This is a genomic window from Sporosarcina highlanderae (genome assembly GCF_030433715.1).
Lineage (GTDB): Bacteria > Bacillota > Bacilli > Bacillales_A > Planococcaceae > Sporosarcina > Sporosarcina highlanderae.
This window is the reverse complement of record NZ_JAROCC010000012.1, coordinates 99,914-118,282: the sequence shown is the minus strand read 5'-3', so window position 1 is coordinate 118,282 and position 18,369 is coordinate 99,914. Positions and strand designations below refer to the sequence as shown.

Annotated in this window: 20 protein-coding genes and 1 pseudogene; 5 read left to right on the top strand and 16 right to left on the bottom strand. The window is 39.8% G+C overall.

Annotated elements, in window-relative coordinates; translation table 11 throughout:
- Positions 1 to 136 precede the first annotated feature (136 nt).
- The 5 genes from P5G49_RS14500 to P5G49_RS14480 all read right to left on the bottom strand — a co-directional run bounded on the left by P5G49_RS14500 (position 137) and on the right by P5G49_RS14480 (position 4,616).
- On the bottom strand, positions 137 to 793 hold the full coding sequence (locus tag P5G49_RS14500) for a DUF3885 domain-containing protein (RefSeq protein ID WP_301244879.1): 657 nt from the start codon (positions 791 to 793) through the stop codon (positions 137 to 139).
- Positions 794 to 913: 120 nt separating this feature from the next.
- The gene (locus P5G49_RS14495) at positions 914 to 1,348 is read right to left on the bottom strand and encodes an SMI1/KNR4 family protein (RefSeq protein ID WP_301244878.1); all 435 of its coding nucleotides are present in this window, start codon (positions 1,346 to 1,348) and stop codon (positions 914 to 916) included.
- Positions 1,349 to 1,510: 162 nt separating this feature from the next.
- The gene (locus P5G49_RS14490; protein WP_301244876.1) at positions 1,511 to 1,933 is read right to left on the bottom strand and encodes a VOC family protein; all 423 of its coding nucleotides are present in this window, start codon (positions 1,931 to 1,933) and stop codon (positions 1,511 to 1,513) included.
- Between the two features lie 130 nt (positions 1,934 to 2,063).
- Complete coding sequence (murA, locus tag P5G49_RS14485; protein ID WP_301244874.1) at positions 2,064 to 3,368, bottom strand: UDP-N-acetylglucosamine 1-carboxyvinyltransferase; 1,305 nt, start codon at positions 3,366 to 3,368, stop codon at positions 2,064 to 2,066.
- A gap of 207 nt (positions 3,369 to 3,575) precedes the next feature.
- Positions 3,576 to 4,616, bottom strand: coding sequence for a threonine aldolase family protein (locus P5G49_RS14480; RefSeq protein ID WP_301244873.1), 1,041 nt, complete (start codon positions 4,614 to 4,616; stop codon positions 3,576 to 3,578).
- Positions 4,617 to 4,864: 248 nt separating this feature from the next.
- Between P5G49_RS14480 and P5G49_RS17590 the strand changes: the two are divergent.
- Both P5G49_RS17590 and arr read left to right on the top strand, forming a co-directional pair.
- Positions 4,865 to 5,353: pseudogene (locus tag P5G49_RS17590) on the top strand (GNAT family N-acetyltransferase).
- Between the two features lie 152 nt (positions 5,354 to 5,505).
- A complete protein-coding gene (gene arr / locus P5G49_RS14465) occupies positions 5,506 to 5,922 on the top strand; it encodes an NAD(+)--rifampin ADP-ribosyltransferase (protein WP_301244869.1) in 417 nt (138 codons plus the stop codon).
- 112 nt (positions 5,923 to 6,034) lie between these two features.
- Here the strand turns inward: arr and P5G49_RS14460 are convergent, their stop codons facing one another.
- A complete protein-coding gene (locus P5G49_RS14460) occupies positions 6,035 to 6,361 on the bottom strand; it encodes a four-helix bundle copper-binding protein (RefSeq protein ID WP_301244867.1) in 327 nt (108 codons plus the stop codon).
- A 150-nt stretch (positions 6,362 to 6,511) separates the two neighbouring features.
- On the opposite strand from P5G49_RS14460, the gene P5G49_RS14455 reads away from it, so the two are divergent.
- Complete coding sequence (locus P5G49_RS14455; protein WP_301244865.1) at positions 6,512 to 7,141, top strand: zinc dependent phospholipase C family protein; 630 nt, start codon at positions 6,512 to 6,514, stop codon at positions 7,139 to 7,141.
- Positions 7,142 to 7,383: 242 nt separating this feature from the next.
- Positions 7,384 to 8,253: a polysaccharide deacetylase family protein gene (locus tag P5G49_RS14450; protein WP_301244863.1), complete on the top strand. Its 870-nt coding sequence runs from the start codon at positions 7,384 to 7,386 to the stop codon at positions 8,251 to 8,253.
- Between the two features lie 84 nt (positions 8,254 to 8,337).
- On the opposite strand, the gene P5G49_RS14445 is transcribed toward P5G49_RS14450, so the two are convergent.
- From P5G49_RS14445 to P5G49_RS14420, 6 genes are all read right to left on the bottom strand, one after another.
- Positions 8,338 to 8,487, bottom strand: a complete 150-nt coding sequence (locus P5G49_RS14445) for a hypothetical protein (RefSeq protein WP_301244861.1) — start codon at positions 8,485 to 8,487, stop codon at positions 8,338 to 8,340.
- A 90-nt stretch (positions 8,488 to 8,577) separates the two neighbouring features.
- Entirely contained in the window at positions 8,578 to 9,120 is a 543-nt protein-coding gene (locus P5G49_RS14440) for a hypothetical protein (RefSeq protein WP_301244860.1), read from the bottom strand.
- Positions 9,121 to 9,352: 232 nt separating this feature from the next.
- Positions 9,353 to 9,778, bottom strand: coding sequence for an exosporium protein C (locus tag P5G49_RS14435; protein WP_301244859.1), 426 nt, complete (start codon positions 9,776 to 9,778; stop codon positions 9,353 to 9,355).
- A gap of 274 nt (positions 9,779 to 10,052) precedes the next feature.
- Positions 10,053 to 11,075 (bottom strand): C45 family autoproteolytic acyltransferase/hydrolase, encoded by a 1,023-nt coding sequence (locus P5G49_RS14430; protein ID WP_301244858.1) that lies wholly within the window; start codon positions 11,073 to 11,075, stop codon positions 10,053 to 10,055.
- 3 nt (positions 11,076 to 11,078) lie between these two features.
- Entirely contained in the window at positions 11,079 to 11,855 is a 777-nt protein-coding gene (locus P5G49_RS14425) for a helix-turn-helix domain-containing protein (protein ID WP_301244857.1), read from the bottom strand.
- Positions 11,856 to 12,035: 180 nt separating this feature from the next.
- Positions 12,036 to 12,461, bottom strand: a complete 426-nt coding sequence (locus P5G49_RS14420) for a hypothetical protein (RefSeq protein WP_301244856.1) — start codon at positions 12,459 to 12,461, stop codon at positions 12,036 to 12,038.
- A 936-nt stretch (positions 12,462 to 13,397) separates the two neighbouring features.
- On the opposite strand from P5G49_RS14420, the gene P5G49_RS14415 reads away from it, so the two are divergent.
- A complete protein-coding gene (locus P5G49_RS14415) occupies positions 13,398 to 14,027 on the top strand; it encodes a hypothetical protein (protein ID WP_301244855.1) in 630 nt (209 codons plus the stop codon).
- A gap of 74 nt (positions 14,028 to 14,101) precedes the next feature.
- Here the strand turns inward: P5G49_RS14415 and P5G49_RS14410 are convergent, their stop codons facing one another.
- The 4 genes from P5G49_RS14410 to P5G49_RS14395 form a co-directional block, all read right to left on the bottom strand.
- Positions 14,102 to 14,230 carry a hypothetical protein gene (locus P5G49_RS14410; RefSeq protein ID WP_301244854.1) on the bottom strand — a complete coding sequence of 43 codons (129 nt, stop codon included), beginning with the start codon at positions 14,228 to 14,230 and terminating at the stop codon, positions 14,102 to 14,104.
- An 814-nt stretch (positions 14,231 to 15,044) separates the two neighbouring features.
- Complete coding sequence (locus P5G49_RS14405) at positions 15,045 to 15,440, bottom strand: phBC6A51 family helix-turn-helix protein (protein ID WP_301244853.1); 396 nt, start codon at positions 15,438 to 15,440, stop codon at positions 15,045 to 15,047.
- Between the two features lie 14 nt (positions 15,441 to 15,454).
- Positions 15,455 to 18,070 carry a phage tail tape measure protein gene (locus tag P5G49_RS14400; RefSeq protein ID WP_301244852.1) on the bottom strand — a complete coding sequence of 872 codons (2,616 nt, stop codon included), beginning with the start codon at positions 18,068 to 18,070 and terminating at the stop codon, positions 15,455 to 15,457.
- Complete coding sequence (locus tag P5G49_RS14395; protein ID WP_301244850.1) at positions 18,070 to 18,345, bottom strand: hypothetical protein; 276 nt, start codon at positions 18,343 to 18,345, stop codon at positions 18,070 to 18,072. Before P5G49_RS14395 ends, P5G49_RS14400 begins: the two co-directional genes overlap by 1 nt.
- Positions 18,346 to 18,369: the final 24 nt, after the last annotated feature.

Below are 18,369 nucleotides of genomic sequence, written 5' to 3'. Positions count from 1 at the left end.
TTTTTAAAAAACCTGAGTTGCGTCTTCTTTAGTGTTGTCATTTTTGCGTAGTTGAGAGTTTAATTTTCATGGGAGTTAAAAAAGCTTAACTCCTTCTTGAAGTAAAGCACCCGTTAGTTGAGTAAGTACAGGTCGATTATTGAAATGTTTTATCAATTGTATTCCTGTCATAATCTAAAATCCAATCGTTGTAATTTTTATACAAATGACCAATAGACTCTTTGTCTGAAGATAAAACATCACAACCTCTGTCATCGTAAATATGAAAGATTGTATTTTTGGTTTTATTGATAAAAAATACATCATGAAATATTTTAGGTTTAATATCCATGTCGTGATTACAAATTGCTTTTATCATGTTAATGTATTTTACTTCAGATACATTACATTGAAGTGTGTATCTATGAGTTTCAAAGTCGTAGATGTCGTACACATCTTCAAAAACATATGGAATAACCCTATGTTGTAGTCTATATAAGACATTTTTAGATTTTATATAATGGTTAAATATTTTTAGTTTTCTTCTTTTTAATAAATTTTGTTCGCCAGCATGATGTACGTTGGCTACTATAATTATTTCATCATCAACAGAATGAAGGCTTTTGAAAATAGATAAAGAACGGTTATAGACACTCTTCATATAACTTACTTCATCATTGTCATCAGGATTGCCCAACTCAAATCGAATACCTGTATCCCAATTATAAAAAAGAGGTGGTCTTAGTTTTAAATTAGGGAACTTCTCACTCATATAATCATTAAGAAACATATTAGCACCTCGTTTTTCTTTCATTTTATCACTAATCCTTCTTGAACTAACCTGCTTCGTTAGTTGAAGAAGAAAAAGACTTTCTAAGCACCTCAACGATCTTCAACTAATGCACTCGTTACTTTAATAATCAAATACCTTTATCTAAGTAGTAATTTCACCAGTAATCCAACCTTTAATAAATACTTCCAGGGATGAAGCAACCCACGTTCTGCTGTCATCATCGTGGTTCCATACATAAATATCTTCTGTTTGAATGCTACCATTTAATATTTTAAAGCCAAATAGGTCACCGCAGCCGTTATCCGAAAAAAATAACAAGTGTTCAAATGGCATATAAATATCCTTATAGTCACCAAAGTTTCTAAAAAATAAATTATCCTTTACTATTTGTGAAGTTGACCATATTAAAGGACAACCGAAACTATCGAACACTCCATTTGTTTCACCATATAATTCAAACAAACATTTTGGTAGTTCCACATTTAGTTCCTTTGAAATTTGAATTATTTCAGCAGGAGATGCCGGTGGTTTCAAAGCATAATCTTTAGATATTGAACTTATATAGTCCTTCCACATCTATTTAACACCATCCTTAAAAACATCTATATGATAATAATTCACCACTACTAAAAGACATTCCTTCTTCCACTAACCTGCCCCGTTAGTTCAATAAGAAAAAAGCCTTACTCCTTCTTGAAGTAAAGCACCCTTTATTTGAAAATGAAGATATACTTACACTTATTCTGTAAATTCCCAAGCTGGATTCCATACAACTTCCCACAAATGTCCTTCTGGGTCTTGGAAGTATCCAGAGTATCCTCCCCAAAAGGTATCATGTGCTGGAACTGTAATAATTGCACCAGCCTTCCTTGCCTGTTCCATTACCATATCGACCTCTTCTTTACTCCCAACATTATGACCAATCGTAAATTCAGTTGGACTTATTGGTGTCTGGTTTATGCTTGTGTCATGAGCTATATCCTTACGTTTCCAAATTGCGAGTTTTACTCCTGATTGTAAATCGAAAAATGCAACAGCACCATGCTCAAATTCTTGCCCTACTATTCCTTTTGTTGGTAGTCCAAGTCCATCCTTGTAAAATTTTAAAGACCTTTCCAAGTCATCTACACCCAATGTTATAACTGAAATTCGTGGTTTCATCTAATACCTCCTAATAAATTTACTCTGTATTTTAATTTATTGGGGCTACCAAATCGATTGTTTATTGAATTAACCTGCTCCGCTAAAGAAAGGGCTAAGCGTTGGGATTTGCTTAGCCCTGATTATTAATTTAACAACCCTTCCGAGCATTCCCGTAAAACGGGTTGTTAATTTTATAGTTAATATCTTCTTTAGCAATCCGTACCCCTACCGATTGAAAAGCATTTACGGCATCCTCGTAACCGCGTTCGATATGATCAACACCGGTAATGTAAGTAGTACCTTCTGCAACCATGCCCGCAAGGATCAATGAAATACCAGCTCGAATATCTGAAGCAGAAACGGTAGTCCCCATCAGATTGCTTTTCCCTTTAACAAAAGCAACTCCAGATCGCACTCTAATGTCGGCTCCCATTTTTCTCAGTTGACCGACATGTTGAAATCGATTCGGATAGATTTTTTCCGCTACAATACTTTTCCCAGAAGCTTGAGTAAATAAGGTTGTCATTGGTTGCTGTAAGTCTGTTGCAAAACTTGGATACATACCTGTTCGAATCCGTGACGCAATAAGCTTTCCTGTAGAACTTGCAGTAATGGAGTTATCCTGTACATCGATTTCCATGCCAATTTCTTCAAGCTTTGAAATGCAGGATCCAAGATGCTCCGGGATGACATCTGTAACCGTTACACTCCCCCCTGCCACGCCAGCGGCAATTAAGAATGAACCCGCTATCAACCGATCGGGAATTACGCGATGCGTTCCGCCATGCAACTGATTTACACCGGTGATACGAATCGTGTCCGTTCCAGCCCCACTTATTTTCGCACCAATTGTTTTTAGAAAAATTGCCGTATCAATGACCTCTGGATCACGCGCAGCATTTAATAGCACCGTCTTACCTTTTGCCCTAACAGCTGCTAACATTGCATTGATCGTTGCACCAGAAGTGATCGTATCAAAATAAATGGTTGCCCCATGCAATTCTTTCGCTTCTACCTCATAATAATCGTTATGATACGTAAACTTAGCCCCCATCATTTCTAAAGCCTTTATATGCTGATCGATTGGCCGGCTGACAAAATTATCTCCACCAGGATAACCTACTGACACTTTTCCATATTTCACAAGTAGTGCACCTATAAAATAATACGCCGTCCTAAATGAAGAAGACTTTACAGGATCAAAATCGGTAGAAGATATCCATCTCGGATCGATGGAAACATCCCCAGAAAGTTCACGTTTAATCTTCAGTCCAACTTCTTCTCCCATTTCACAAATCACACGGAAATCAGCTATATTTGGTATTCCTTTAAAGGTTATCGTTTCATCTGAAAGACAAGCTGCTGCAAGTAGAGCCAATGAGCTATTTTTGGAACCTGGAATTTGTACAACACCGTTTATGTTCGGTGTATAATCTACACGAATCGCCTTCAAACTTTTCACTCCTTACCTATTAATTCACCTTCTACTATAATAGCAAGTAAAAACCTAAATTGCAGTAAATTTAAGAATTTAAAAAATATATACAAACTACTGCCCGAAAAATATGCTTAATAGATTTTTTGAATGAAACTGAAAAAAGAAGCATAATCCTCCACACTGGAAAATTCATGCTTCTTTTCACTGTTGTAAAAAATACCATTAAAGATCTAAATTTCTAATATCCTCAATCAATTGTTCAACATGTTCCTTTTTCGTAGCCCAACTCGTACAAAATCTCACAACACTTTGCGTATCATCGACTTTCTCCCAATAGGAAAAAGAGTAGTTCTTGCCCAATTCACTCAGCACATCATTCGGTAAAATGGGAAACTGTTGATTTGTTTTGGAATCATATCGTAATGAAAACCCTTTTTCAACAAACGCTTCTCTAATCATCATCGCCAAGTCTACAGCATGCTTGGAAATCTCATCGTATAAGCCACCTTCAAACAAGGTTTCAAATTGGATCCCTAATAATCTTCCCTTAGCTAACAGTCCGCCTTTTTGTTTGATCATATACCGGAAGTCTCTTTTAAGGTCACCATTTGTAATGACAACAGCTTCTCCAAACAACGCCCCTAATTTCGTTCCACCGATATAGAACACATCACAAAGTCTTGCGATGTCTTTAAGAGATAGATCGTTGTCTTTTGCAGCAAGGCCATACCCTAATCGAGCTCCATCCATAAATAACGGCAAACCACATTCCCGGCAAACTTTACTCAATTCCTCCAACTCGGATTTACTATAAGTCGTCCCATTCTCGGAAGGGTGTGAAATGTAAACCAAACCCGGCTGTACCATATGTTCATGAGTGGCATCGTTCCAATGAGCGTCATATAATTCTTTCACTTGTCTCGCATTAATTTTCCCATCGTCACTCGGCAAAGTAAGCACTTTATGTCCAGTGGCTTCAATTGCTCCCGATTCATGTCCTGCAATATGGCCCGTAATTGCAGAAACCGCTCCTTGATGCGGGCGCAATATGGAAGAGATAATCGTAGTATTCGCTTGAGTCCCGCCGACTAAGAAGTGCACATCTGCATTCTCCATATCACACGCTTCTCTAATATAGCCCCTGGCCCTTTCACAATATTCATCCATACCGTATCCAGGCGTTTGTTCTTCATTGGTTTCAAGTAGTCGTTTCAGAATTCGTGTATGAGCACCTTCTGCATAATCACTTTCAAAACGTATCATTTTTAATCCCCCACCCTAACAGTAATTTAGTTAAACACTTAAAATAGATCCTATTTTCAAGTATATCTTCTTCAGAAAATAAAATTAAGTATATCATTGCCATAAAGACAAAGATATACTTAATATCTTACAGCTTATATCCGTACAGGTTCTGTATTTTCGCACCTGAAGAAGTGACATTGCAAAGCAACTGTGCATCATTTATCTGTATAATAAAGGATATTTTTTTCAAATATAGGAGTGGAAATATGGATTTACAAATTAGGCCATTGACTATGGAGGATTTTGATCATGTTTTACAGTGGAGTAAGGACGAGGTATTTTGCATGGCGAATGATTGGGATAAGAATAGAAATGAGCAAGAACTATTTAAGTGGTGGCAGCATTGTGTTCATAATGGTTCTCAAGACTTTATTAGAATGGGAATTGAAATGGAAAATAAGTTAATTGGATATGCAGACTTAGCCTTCATTAAAGATAATTCAGCTGAATTGGGCATTGCAATTGGCGAAAGTTTGCTGTGAGGAAAAGGGATTGGATTTAATGCAAGTAAACGCATGATGGAATATGCCACAAAACATTTAGGAATTACAGTTTTCGATGCTGAAACACATGAAACGAATAATCGGGCCAGAAAAATGCTTGAAAGAATTGGTTTTAAGGAAGTCAGTAGAGTCGGTAGTAATGAATATTTAGGAGCCGAAAGCAAGCTAATACAATACAGACTTTCAAAATAGTTTATAGTAATCCTTCGCTTTTAAATTGGCTTTTAGCTTGCTACCTATCTCTATTATACAACCATATGATTATTATTTATAGACTGTTTTTCCTCCATTCCGTGTCTTATACTGTAGTACGCAAGTCAATAAACAGTAGGGGTGTATCTATTATGAATGAGAACAAAAATGTCTTAGATCCTGGTCCATTCTTTCACGGCACAAAAGCAGAACTGAAAACCGGAGATCTGCTTGAGCCTTTCCACTTATCCAATTATCAGGATAAAAAATCGAATCATATCTATTTTACTGGAACTTTGGAAGCTGCTAAATGGGGTGCAGAATTAGCAAAATCGAATGCAAAAGAAAGAATTTATATCGTAGAACCAACCGGTGAATTTGAAAATGATCCAAACCTAACCGACAAGAGATTTCCAGGAAACCCAACACGTTCTTACAGGTCTAAATTCCCTTTAAAAATAATAGCCGAGTTAAGTTCATGGGAACGCCATTCGGATGAACAAATAAATCAAATGCTTACATCTTTAAATACATTAAAAGAACAAGGAAAAAATGTAATATATGATTGAATAAAGCAGTGATGGGCGTTAGGTTCTGAATTAATTCAAAATTTCACCAGAACCTAACATAACCCAACTGCAATTTCCCAAAATACTCCATGACAAATGTTTCTCAATACCGTTAAGCCACCGCTTGACGGCATGCTTCCCCACATCTTCTGCAAGATTCAGCACAACGTTTGCAATGCTCCGCTTCATGCTTAGCGCATTCTTCCGCACAACGGTCGCAAACAGTTGCACATAGTTCTAAAATCTGATTAGTGAATGGGCTATTTCGCGTTATCGCTTGCACAGCTAACGCACAAATATCGGCACACTCCCTATCCAACCGAATACATTCAGCCATCATCTTCACATCTTCTTCTTTCAAGCATGCATCAAAGCAAGTATTACATGCCTCAATGCAATCTTTAATCACCTTTAGGACTTCTTCATATTTCGAATTCATGAACACACCTCCCGAGATTTACATACACTAACTTTTCCCCAGAGAAAATTAGTTAAACCAATTTTACAGAATCATAGTAGTGGTTTACGATAGTAATCACAGGACATTTAGTTTTAATTCATAAATTTACAAAAAAGGAGGAGGTTTACTATGGGCTCAAGGATCATGCATGTAATCATTGTACGTAAAATAGCTGAGAAGCTGTCAATAGAAGATAAGGTTCCCTTTCTTATTGGGGGCGTAGCTCCTGACGCCGTCCCATCCAAGGATACATCCCACTTCTTTGCAGGAGATTTGAAGGACTATTCAAGACATGTGGATTATATGGCTTTCTTGGAGAAATACCAAGATGCCTCAGAAAATCTTTATGTATTGGGCTACTTTACACATTTAATAGCTGACGACATTTGGCTTAAGGGCTTCTACCTCCCATGGCTCAAAAATAGAATGGAGGCTGATAATGAAGTATTCAAACGCTATCACAACGACTTTCAGCTGCTTAACGGAAAATTGTTAGAGTACTATGGGCTTAAGGATGAGCTGAAAAATAGCCTAACCCATATTCCCGCCGTTATAGATTTAGATGAAGTATCCTCCAAGGATGTAATGGAATTTCTGCCTTCTGTCATTGGGGATATGGAGTATGATAAAGACATAGTTTTGAATGATAAACTGCATGTCTTTACCCTTGAGCAGATCATTGGGTATGTAGAAACTTCTGTGGACAAGGGTGTTGTGGAAATAAGGAAGTTGCAATCAACAGTGATAGAGCAGGTTTAACTGTGTGTTTTTGCTATTTCATCATTGTATATTTAAAAACCAGTTCAAATCATTTTCTTAATGATCAGAACTGGTTTTGTTATTTTCTATTATTGAAACCCTCCTTAATTCAAACTATGGCATTAGCACCACGTTCACTCCTTTTTAGAATAATTAACCCTCTTTCGTTCAAATTAACAATGGTGATAATAAATAGTCTCTGTTATCAACATGTAGGAATTAAAAAGGAGATGAATGAATGAATGAAAGATCTGATAGTCAAGTGGTTGTTGGTTACGGGGGTTATATTTAGTTTTTATATCACAGATATCATAACTGTTCATGCGAATCAGGAACCCTTGATAAATGTATCGCAGCAAGGGTCGAAATCGGTCATACAAGGCGATCCAGAAGAGGATTTGCCAGACCTTGACGGGGGATCTGAAAACTCCGTTCGAGACCCTCAGCAGCCCGTTGATCTAAGAATCCTACAACAACGGTACCCGGATATCTTTTTCTTGCAAGGTCCTACTGATCAAAAACGAGTTGCTTTAACTTTTGATGATGGTCCTGACCCTCGATTTTCAAATGATGTATTAGATGTATTGAAACAGTACAATGTACCAGCAACATTCTTCGTGTTAGGTTCAAGGGCCGTTGCCAATCCCGAAATTGTCAAGCGAATGCAAAACGAGGGGCATGTAATCGGGAACCATACGTACGCCCATCCTAACCTTGTCGAAGAATCCGACCTTTCAACCTTAGAGCAGGAAGTAACTAAAACGGAGGACGCTCTAAACGGCATTATTGGTTACCGGACAAAACTATTTAGACCACCATATGGCTTCTTATACAATGAATTAGTCGAAAAGCTACGCGACATGAACTACTACGTGATTGGCTGGTCGGTTGATTCGTTGGATTGGCAGGAAGAGCCGCCAGAAGTTATTGCTTCAAATGTGTTAGACATTACTCATCCAGGCGCGATTATTCTCATGCACGATGGGGCAGAATCGGGTGGAGATCGAACCAATACGATCGAATCGCTTCACCAGATTATCCCGACACTGTTAGAGCAAGGGTACGAGTTTGTCACTGTTCCGGAATTGTTGAATATTCCCTTTAAGAAATAGAAGGTCTCTCTTCAAATTTGAACAAGAGAACTTGGAATAAGAAAAAACATAGGGAGATTTAGCCTCCCTATGTTTTAATTCATATTATTCATCTGTTTGTTTTTGCTTCTTTTTCAAATACTCCGCACGTAATTTTTCCAAGTGCTGCTTTTTATCAAATTTGGCCGGCTTGTTTTTTTCATGATACTTTGTCACAGCCGATTTACCTTTGTTATCCAATTGATATTTCCCCACTTAGTTCACCTACATTTCTTTTCTCGTCTATAATGATAACCTATTCAATGAATATAATGTGCCTTTTTTTATGAAGTATGCCTTTTACCTTTATTCTTGAACTGGAACAGTAAAGTTCACAGGTTCGCTTGTCATATAGTCACTCGTAGTAACATCACCAAAAATAAATTTCAGTTCTTTGACAGCTGATATATCGATTGTTTTGCCTTCTGAAACCAAGAATACAATCACGCCATCTTTTTTAACGCCACTTTGAATTTCCCCCCCAATAGAACCTTCCGTGTACATGAAGTTCGCATCGAGCTGCATGTCTCCAATAACGACAGTACCGCCCATATCCGGGTAGAAAGTGAGTACGTCAGTAGTCGTATTCTCTATGTTCATTCCTACTGCAATTCGATCTTCGGAAATTTTAATTTCACCAAGGTTTACTTTCAGTCCCGCAGCTTCAGTTGTTTGAGCAGTAGCATCCACCAATTTCGAACCGTCGTCTTTTTTCGGTGCCCCTTTTTTATCCCCTGTGTTTTTCGATTCTACAGAATTACCATCTCCGCCAGTTGAAACGCCGGATTCGGCGCAAGCTCCTAAGATCAGTACAAATGCCGCGACAAATAAGATGTAAATTTTCTTCATTATATTTTCCCTCCTAAAATGTTTTTAGTTTTGAATACTTCCCTTTATCTTTCTATATCCCATCAGTTGAGTATTCAACCCTAATTTCACCCTCTTCGGTTTCGGTTTTATGTAGGGACCCTTCTTTGTACAAATAGAGCGACTTTGTAAAACTGCCATACATACAAGATTAAAAAAGGGAATGCTTGGCCTACTACTAAAGCCAAGCATTCCTTAACAATAGAATCACCCTTTATGATTGAGCAATTGCTAAGCCACTAAAGGAAACAGGGCCTACAATTTCAGCTTCTGTCCCACGAGTCAAATTTTGTGCAGTTACTTGATAAACATGTGTACCTTGTCCAACATTAAAATCTATTGCTTGGAATGTTTCTACATAGTTTACTTCTGATTCAGAATCGGATTCTATCCCTACTTGGGTATCGAAGATTTCTCTGCCGTCTCTGAAGATCCTAAACAAAATTTGGGATACGCCTGTAACCCCACGCACTCCTACTGTCGCAATTAATTCTACACGATTTAGAGTTGCACCACTGGGAATTCTTATTCGAATAGTTGCCAATGAAACCCTTAATGGTGAACGAGGAATCGTAATTGGTCTAGCGGGAGTAAACCTACGAATGGGTTGTACTGCTTCGTAATCAATTATCCTAACCACTATAATCACCTCCTTAAACGTAATACTTTAAAGTATGCAGTTTAGAAGGAAGAGCTTGGTTAATTGAATTACTTTTACTAAAGTTCATAGAAATAATAACGTAAGCCTAAAATAAAAATTAGCGTACCTTTTATGCGTTGTTTGATTGGAGGCTTACATATTGACTATATTTTTTACAACGTTCGGTTGATACTTATAAAAAACTAATGTAAATTGACTTCATATTTCGTTTGCATTTGAAGACATTTCTAAAAATAGAAAGGGGTAATCAATTTTAAACCCTTTGATTAATTACCCCTTTTATAACTTCAGGAAGATTAGTAGTTCCATCCAAGTATTTTCTTAGCGAAAGCATCATTGGTTCACTATTCTCACCAACACCTATGATGAGGCTTAAATCTTTTGGTAAATAGACGACGGTATGCAGCGTTCCAAAATGCTCTTTATAGTTATTAAAAAATAAAGGAGAGTTTCCATCATTAAACTGACGATATGCAGCTATTGGTGATAATTCCTCTGTTAATAAACTATTCATATACTCCTTACGTTTTATTGATCTTTGTATCTCTTTCATATTTTTTTCTTGTAAACTAGTAGATTCAAAATGATTTGTACACATTAGTGGATTTCCGAAATTGACAAACTGTTTCTCGGGAGAGGCCTCCACTACCACTCCTCTTCCACTTTGATCTGTAATCGAATAATTGTAGCAAAATCCATGGGGAATGGTTGAGATTAAGTCTATTGCCTCTTTTATGCTTCCACACTGCTCCAACAACATTCTAACAATTGTCGTCGCAATAAAACCTTCCGCCCCGTGCTGATTATTAACAAAATGTAATCCAACAACAAGCCCTTTTTCATTCATCCCATCAAGCCTTCCAATTACTTGCTGGCTAAACCCAACACTCGCATAACCTCCTATTGGATTAGAAAAAACGAGTCTTGCATCATATAGATCTGGACTAAAATCATAATTTCGTACATAATAGTCATCATTTATAAATGTAGTACAACCCATTGATGGAAAGGTCACGTCATAACCGCTATAAAGTCTAATTATGGTATCTAACTCCATCTCTAACCCTTTTGCAAGACCTCCTAATTCTTCTAAAAGATTCGGTGAGATAGTCTTTAGTATCTCTTTAGCTTTCTTCACATTTGAATTAGCAGTTAAATTCTCTAGAAGACCAAGTTGTTTTATAAGCTGCGTCGTTTTAACTTCTTCGCCTTGCTTCAACCCCAATTCATATGAACTTCCCATTAAATCTACTACACTTACAATCAACTCTTCCATATGTCATTCCCCTCTTCTCTCAATTTGAGTAACAGGCATTAATAAATCCAATTGTGTAAAATCCACACCATGATACCACTCCAATACGGAAGACATTGGTGTCCAATCATGTTCGAGTGCATAGCTTAAAAGTTTATGGTAGCCGCTTTGAATATTTGTGATTGAATCTTTAAACGGCATAGCAATACAGAAGCATTGGGGTATTTGTTCGATTAACACATTTTCTGATAGACCCTTTATTCTCAAGTCAAATGGGACACCAAAACCAATTTGCGCTTTAATGAAATCTTTACCAGATACATATTTCAAGTAACAATTTTTAAATGAAATATTTAGTCTTTTCAACTCATTTTCTCTATCTAAAAAGTGCTGTTTGAATTCTCCTATTTTAGATTCAGCATCATACCAAATAATTTGTTCTGGACTTTTTTCTATTAGATAAATATCTTTACTAAAAGAATCACTTTCTAGATAGCGTAAACTAACATTTAAAAGGTCCCTTGTCTTTTTTATGTTGTAAATCCAATTACCCAGCATTTGCTGACGTCTTGTCTCGTCATTCTCCAATAAATAAACTTGAATATCCTTTATAGGTATATCAACTAAGCGTAAACTCGAGATTAACTTCACTGTTGCGATTTGATCCTCAGAATATACCCGGTAGCCATTTGCACTTCTTTCCCGAGGGAAGAATAATTTTTTCTGTTCATAATACCTTAATGCACTTTTAGAAATACCTGTTCTTTCAGAAAAATCCTGTATATTCATGAACTTGGTCAAATTATCACACCCCTTAAATTTAATGATAAACCTTAAAGTAGCTTGAATGTCAAGAAAAATTCCGAAAAATAAAAAATGACTCACCACATTGGCAAGTCACTCAAAGCTAAGTATTAGATCAGTATTTTCATTTCTAATTATATTTTTTCTCTTTAAAAAAATTTGAAGCAATTAGTAAGATCACCCCAATAAGGAGATTATTATGCCATCTAAAAAACAAAACTCGGTGCTTTTCCCTTCACATCTTTCAATAATTTCAATACCATTTATGCGTTTATTAATCGCAAAATTCAGCCCATTTATTTTGTTCTTTTCCCATTTAATCGGTAAACCTGTTCCATACCATTCAATATCTTGTAAAACAGAGATCTCATCAAATGTAACAAAGTATTCATCCCACTTAAAGGCACATAACTCTATTTGACACTCTTCAAAACAAATAATAACTGGACAATCCCTAAACCATTCATCGCTAGCCTGTTCCCAAGCAACCCAAATTTCTTGTATTTGTTTCCCTTTTAGCCTTTCAAGCTGAACTTTATGGTCTTTTAATATGCCGGATGGGTTAGTATAAATTTTAGGGTTATAATCTTTTATTCCGAGCATTTAAAATCATCCTTATCAATGTATTAGAACGGTTAATATCATATCGTCCTTGTTTCATTATATGGCCCGTTTGTTGAATACCAATATTTATATCTTAGCACAACAATAGGTTCTGATTTCTTGGAAACATTCAGAAAATTAATTTCTCAAGATTTATTGGTCAGACTTATGTGGCGGGACATCGACTTCATGAACAACGAAATATGTATAACTAAGGATGTTGCACGTGGCAAAAAAGTTCTTTACCTTGGCCCCACTAAAAATGGATTACCACGTACAATAAAGCTGGACGATAAGACTATCTATCGAACTAAAATCGACTTTTGACTATGAATTGAGTATGTTTTGACTATATTTCATTGAAATCCAATGAAATCGTATGACACGAAAAAACGCCACAAACCTTGATGTAACAAGGTTTATGACGTTCAATGAAACTCCATGAAATTAAACTATGGAGACGGCGGGAGTCGAACCCGCGTCCAGCATTAACGCTATCTATTGCGGTAGTAGTAACGGACACTCATACGGTGACTATTGCGGGATACCAACGTCATTTAACGATATTGATACTTAGGCACGCGCGCCTTCTATTTCCGCAATCATACCGCAATTAATTAGGATTAGCAAGCGTTACTTTTCGGTGTTTTCTATTTCCTTTTGCGTGGCTTGGACGGTAATCCAATCTTGCGGCCGAACTCGACTATACGCGCAGCTTCCTCCCGCGCCTGTTGCTTACTTGTTTTTTTCGTCATATAGAACGCCTCCAAAACTATATTTCTTTCATGATACTTGCAGTATGGACGGTCTTTTCACGTTCTAAACATTGCGCACACATTTCGTAGTCATACTCACCCCCCTACCGCGCATATCGTACTATTAAGTCTGCTACACAGTTACACGTTAGCAGGTAAAATGCATAGAAGGGACGGTAATATGTCAGCAGGGCAGGGTGTTAGACGCAAGCAACGATCGGATAAAAAGAGGCAGGTTGCGCCCACTATTTCAATGGAATTAAGAGATACAATTTACCGATTAAACTACATAACGGGCATACCGGTCAAGGACGTTTGCGAGGCGATTTGCCATAGCGGATTATCCTCGCGAAAAGTAATCGAACACCTATCGCAGTATTTCCGCAGGGACTTATATTTCGGCAATACACTATACCGCGGTGTACCCGAAAGGCCCCCGCAATTCCGCAAGATACCGGCAGGCAAGACGGGGCGCGTATCAACTCGATTGAGGGCACGTGACTACGAACTGTTATCAGCGTTGGCGTATAGCCTCGATTGTACACCATCGCGCGCAACCGCTATACTGCTTAACGCCGCGATACGGGATACCGACTTTTTAAACAGTTATATCCGCGAATATCTACGCAAGGAACTCGATGAAAGGCGCATGGAAGAATTGCGGAAGGTATTGCGGTATCTGCGCAAAAACAACCCATATGACGAGGATATTACATGGACTCACCTACTCGCGTATATCTATCACGAAGTACGGGACGGCGCGCAATCGGTTGCGGAAACGGTGAATACATTTATTAATCGTTGGAAATAACGCAAAAAAGGCGACCCGCCCGATATAATCCGAGTATGTCGCCTTTTAATCTATCTATTCATGTGCTATCGCATTTACGCCTGTCGCGCAACGTAGCTAATCAGTAAGTCTAACGCCTCTCCACGCGTCATTGTCGCCACTTTAGGCGCATGATTGACTTTGAATACATTCTCCGCAAATGCACGCTGTAGCAACGCTCGCATATCGTCCTGTTGCGTCTTTTGAAGTCTATTCTCCGAAGTGATAATTTTATGCGGCGAATATTTTACGACCCGAAACGATAATTTGATACGTAGATTTATGTATGTCCAGTTTGGCGGTTTTTCGTATACCCGCTTGGGGGGAACACCATTTTCTGAATATTCATGTCTATATACACAATTAATATAAATTATCATCGTTGTTCAAACAATCGAAAAATGTATGTTTATTCATTTTTAACTCATTCTAACCTTAATTATGTAAACTTAAATCTCGACCAAAAGCGCATCACATCAACGTTTGTCTTACTTTACGCTATTTATCGTTATACATCGTTTATACATACGTCAACTAACCGCATAAGTATCACGTTTACCATTTTGTGGTATCCGTTATTTCCCGATCTTCTACTCCGATTATACAGCCGTTTATACATGACGCAATACTCCTAATTGTGTACGTTGTACATTCAATACACGCAATTGTGGACGGCTTTTCAAAGTGTCGGCGAGGTGCGCGCGTTAAGGCGACTTTCCCGTAGAATCGAACCTCCATCGGACATAACCGGACATTCACCGCAATCTACCCGTTCAACTTCCTTCTATTATAGCGTCACTATAACAGATTTATTCATCATTGTCCGCCCTTGCTACGCCCCTATCGCCCTAACAACGCAAAAAAGGCGAGGTAGCCACGTCATATATTAACGCAACCACCCCGCCCTGTCTACGCCTAACTACGTAATAACTCCGTAGTCACGCGTTTGGTCTTCGCATTTTGCGACAAGCGCGTATCTGTCTACGCCTAACTCCGTAATCACTCCCCGTCTGAATGCGCCTTAGCCTGCGCCATCATACGGGCCCTAATCGCATCTACATCGACCGCCCCGCCGCTATGTTGCGCATGAACCTCGACCTTATCCGATAACATGCCATGCGCCTGTAGGATTATGCGAGCCATTGCCGCATTGCCACCGCTTATCACATGTTCCGGCATTGACGCAAACACACGCGGTAAGTCCTTAGCGCTGTCCTTAATAATCTTACGCTTCAACTCCTCGTAGAATGCGTCATCACTGCGCCACCTGCGCAATGTGCGCTCGTCTACGCCCACCTCTGCGGCTACCTCTGCGTAAGTTAGTCCGCCCTTATCCGGTAATGCAAGGTATTCGATGGCGCGTAATTGCGCCTCTGATAGTTTTGTTTTCGTCATTATAATTTCCCCCTTCAACCCATTTGCGCCTCTTCGCGCTCTATTATTGTTGCCAAATGCTCCGCAACCTTCTGTATGTCGGATTCTTCGCGGATAACCACTTGATCGGCAATTTTCGCAATATGAATACCGCCGCCCATCTTACCGCCTTCTTGCGTATTCGTAACGTTATGATACGAACGATTATCGTTATAGGTATCGCCACCTACTACGTTCTCGTATGAGTACGCATCCCCGCTGAATCTATCGTTCTTATCATCGAAGTTAGGCAATTTAACGCGTGGGAACTCAATAATTTTACCCATATTCGGTTTAACCGCGTCCATTACGTCGGCCTCTTGACGGGTTAACACACGTTCCCCGCGGTGCAAGACTGCCGCATAGTTATCACGTGGCACTCGGTCTTTACCGTGGAAGTGGGACGCAACGCCTTTATTTCCGGTTAAGAAATTAACAACGCCACCGCCGAACGATGACAACCAATCCGGCACTTTGAAGTTCTTAATCTTATCCGCAAAGCCTCGCAAGAAGTCTGCTGCGCCCGAAATCTTGTCTCCTATCCATCCGAACACGTCGCCAATCGCTTCAATTGCCGGTGTAGCCTTTTCGAATGCGTTCTTAAATTCACCGAGTAAAAACCCGACAACCGGACGTAAAATTGTATCCCATACGACCCTTAACACGCCAAACGCTAACCCGAAAGCCGCGCCTATAAATTCGAGTATTGGCCCCAATAGTTTCCACAACGCCTGGAACGTCTTCAAAACGAACTTAATAACCGGTGCTATCACGTTATTAAAGACCATAACGACAATATCCCCGACAATCTTCAAGGCATTACCCCACGCACCTAATACCGGCTGAACGTAGTCCCATAACGAAGATAGCACGCTGATAACCGTATCTTTTGCGATAGTGAACGCTTCAAACAACGTAGCGAGTCCCGGCTGTAATTCCGTCCACTTTTGCGATAGGTATGCAACAAACTCGCCTGCCCGCGTCTTAATGCCTTCTACGAATGATACGATTTTACCCGTTGTTTCTGGTGAGAATCCTAACGCCGTCGCAATATTGCTAACGTCACCCGTACCGAACGCCTTAAATACGTTTTTAAGGTAGTCGATTCCGCCTTTTACACCGTCCGCAATCGCGAATATCTTGCGTATAATGCCCGTATCGAGTCCTGCTTCAAGCATTTCCGTTAGTCCGCCCGAATTATCTCCGGATAGCACCTTAAATAGTCCCTTAACGCCACCTATTACGCCGTCTATAAAGCTACGGAAAGGTGCGCTATTGTCGTATAATGCTTGGAATCCGAGGGTAAGCGCAGTTATAACGCCGATTGCCGCCCACATTGGGGGACTAAGGAACGCAATTGCTACGCCGATCAATTTAAACACGCCGACAACCGCCATAAATCCGCCGATAATGGCTAACGCGGTGCTGACTGCCTTGATTAATGGTAAAAATGGCTTACTGAACGCAATTAGTGCATCTGTCGCCGCAGGTAACTTCGCGGCTACTTCGATACCGGACTGTACAATTCCGCGCAACATCGGTGCAAACTTCTCGTATACGCTGTATGCCGCTTCCGCCATGCCGGATTTAAAGAGTTCCCAATCGCCGCCTAAATTGTCCATCATCGTATCAGCCATTCGTTGCGCTGCGCCGTCTGCCATTTTTAACTCGTCGGTCATGCGCGATAAATCAGTTGATCCGCGTTCTAATAAGACCGCCCAATGTTTATACGCCTGTGCGCCGAACATAGTCGTTAATACTGCGGACTTTTGCGCATTATTCATGCCGTTAGTTGACTTTTCAAGCTCTCCGATAACATCAGGTAACGTCTTTAACTTGCCGTCCGCCGTGAATAGATTGATACCGAGCCGTTTCATTTCCTTATTCATGGCTTTCGTCGGTTTTGCTAACCTTGCAAGTGAAGTCGCAAACGCTTGTCCTGCCATACCGCCTTTAATTCCGGCATCTGATACCGCCATGATTCCTGCGGCTGACGCTTCTAACTCCCACCCTAACGCATTTGCGACCGGTGCGAGGTAAGTCATTGCGTCTCCGAGCTGTTCCACGTTCGTATTGGCATTTGCTTGCGCATACGCAAACACATCGGCAACATGAGCAGCATTTTCCGCAGCAATGCCGAACGCTTGCATCGTATCTGACGTAATATCTGCCGCACGCCCCAGGTCTAATGCGCCCGCTGCTGCGAGGTTAAGCATTCCCGGCATCGCGGAAATAATTGCATCCGTCTTCCAACCGGCCAGCGCTAAGTATTCCATCGCGGAACCTGCCTCGGTCATGGTGAACTTCGTATCTTTACCGAGCTGACGCGCAGTATCACGCAATCTCTTAAATTCATCCGCAGTAGCGCCACTAATCGCCTGTACTTTCGACATTTGCGTATCAAACTCCGCACCAATACCGACAATCGACTTTGTGAGACGCGTAAAACTGACGCCGACACCTAATCCGGCGAGTACGCCGCCCATTTTGCTAAATGCGGAAGTAGTAGACCGTGTACGCTTTTCTACGTCCCCCATCGACCGCGTTACCTTCTTCATGCGAGCAGATAGATTATCCTGTAATGATATTCTCGCAACTAAATCCATGGCCATTACGTAATCACACCCTCACCGAGCGCTAATGCTTCTGCCGCATATTGCGCAGCCGCCTTAAAATTGTTCTTTTCTATTGCGCTGATTACATCGGAAAACTTCTTCGCAGCCGGCGCAAGCCTGTCGTCAGCTTTCATAATTGCGAGCGCGAACCTGTAGGCTATAATCTTTCTACGTAGTGCCGGCGTAATATCTCCGTGTTTTAGGAAATACTCCTCCAACAACTCGCCCAATAAAACAAGCTGATCTACTCGCGACTGATATACTTTGTCCATTTCATCGCCTTCTTTCCGTTATTT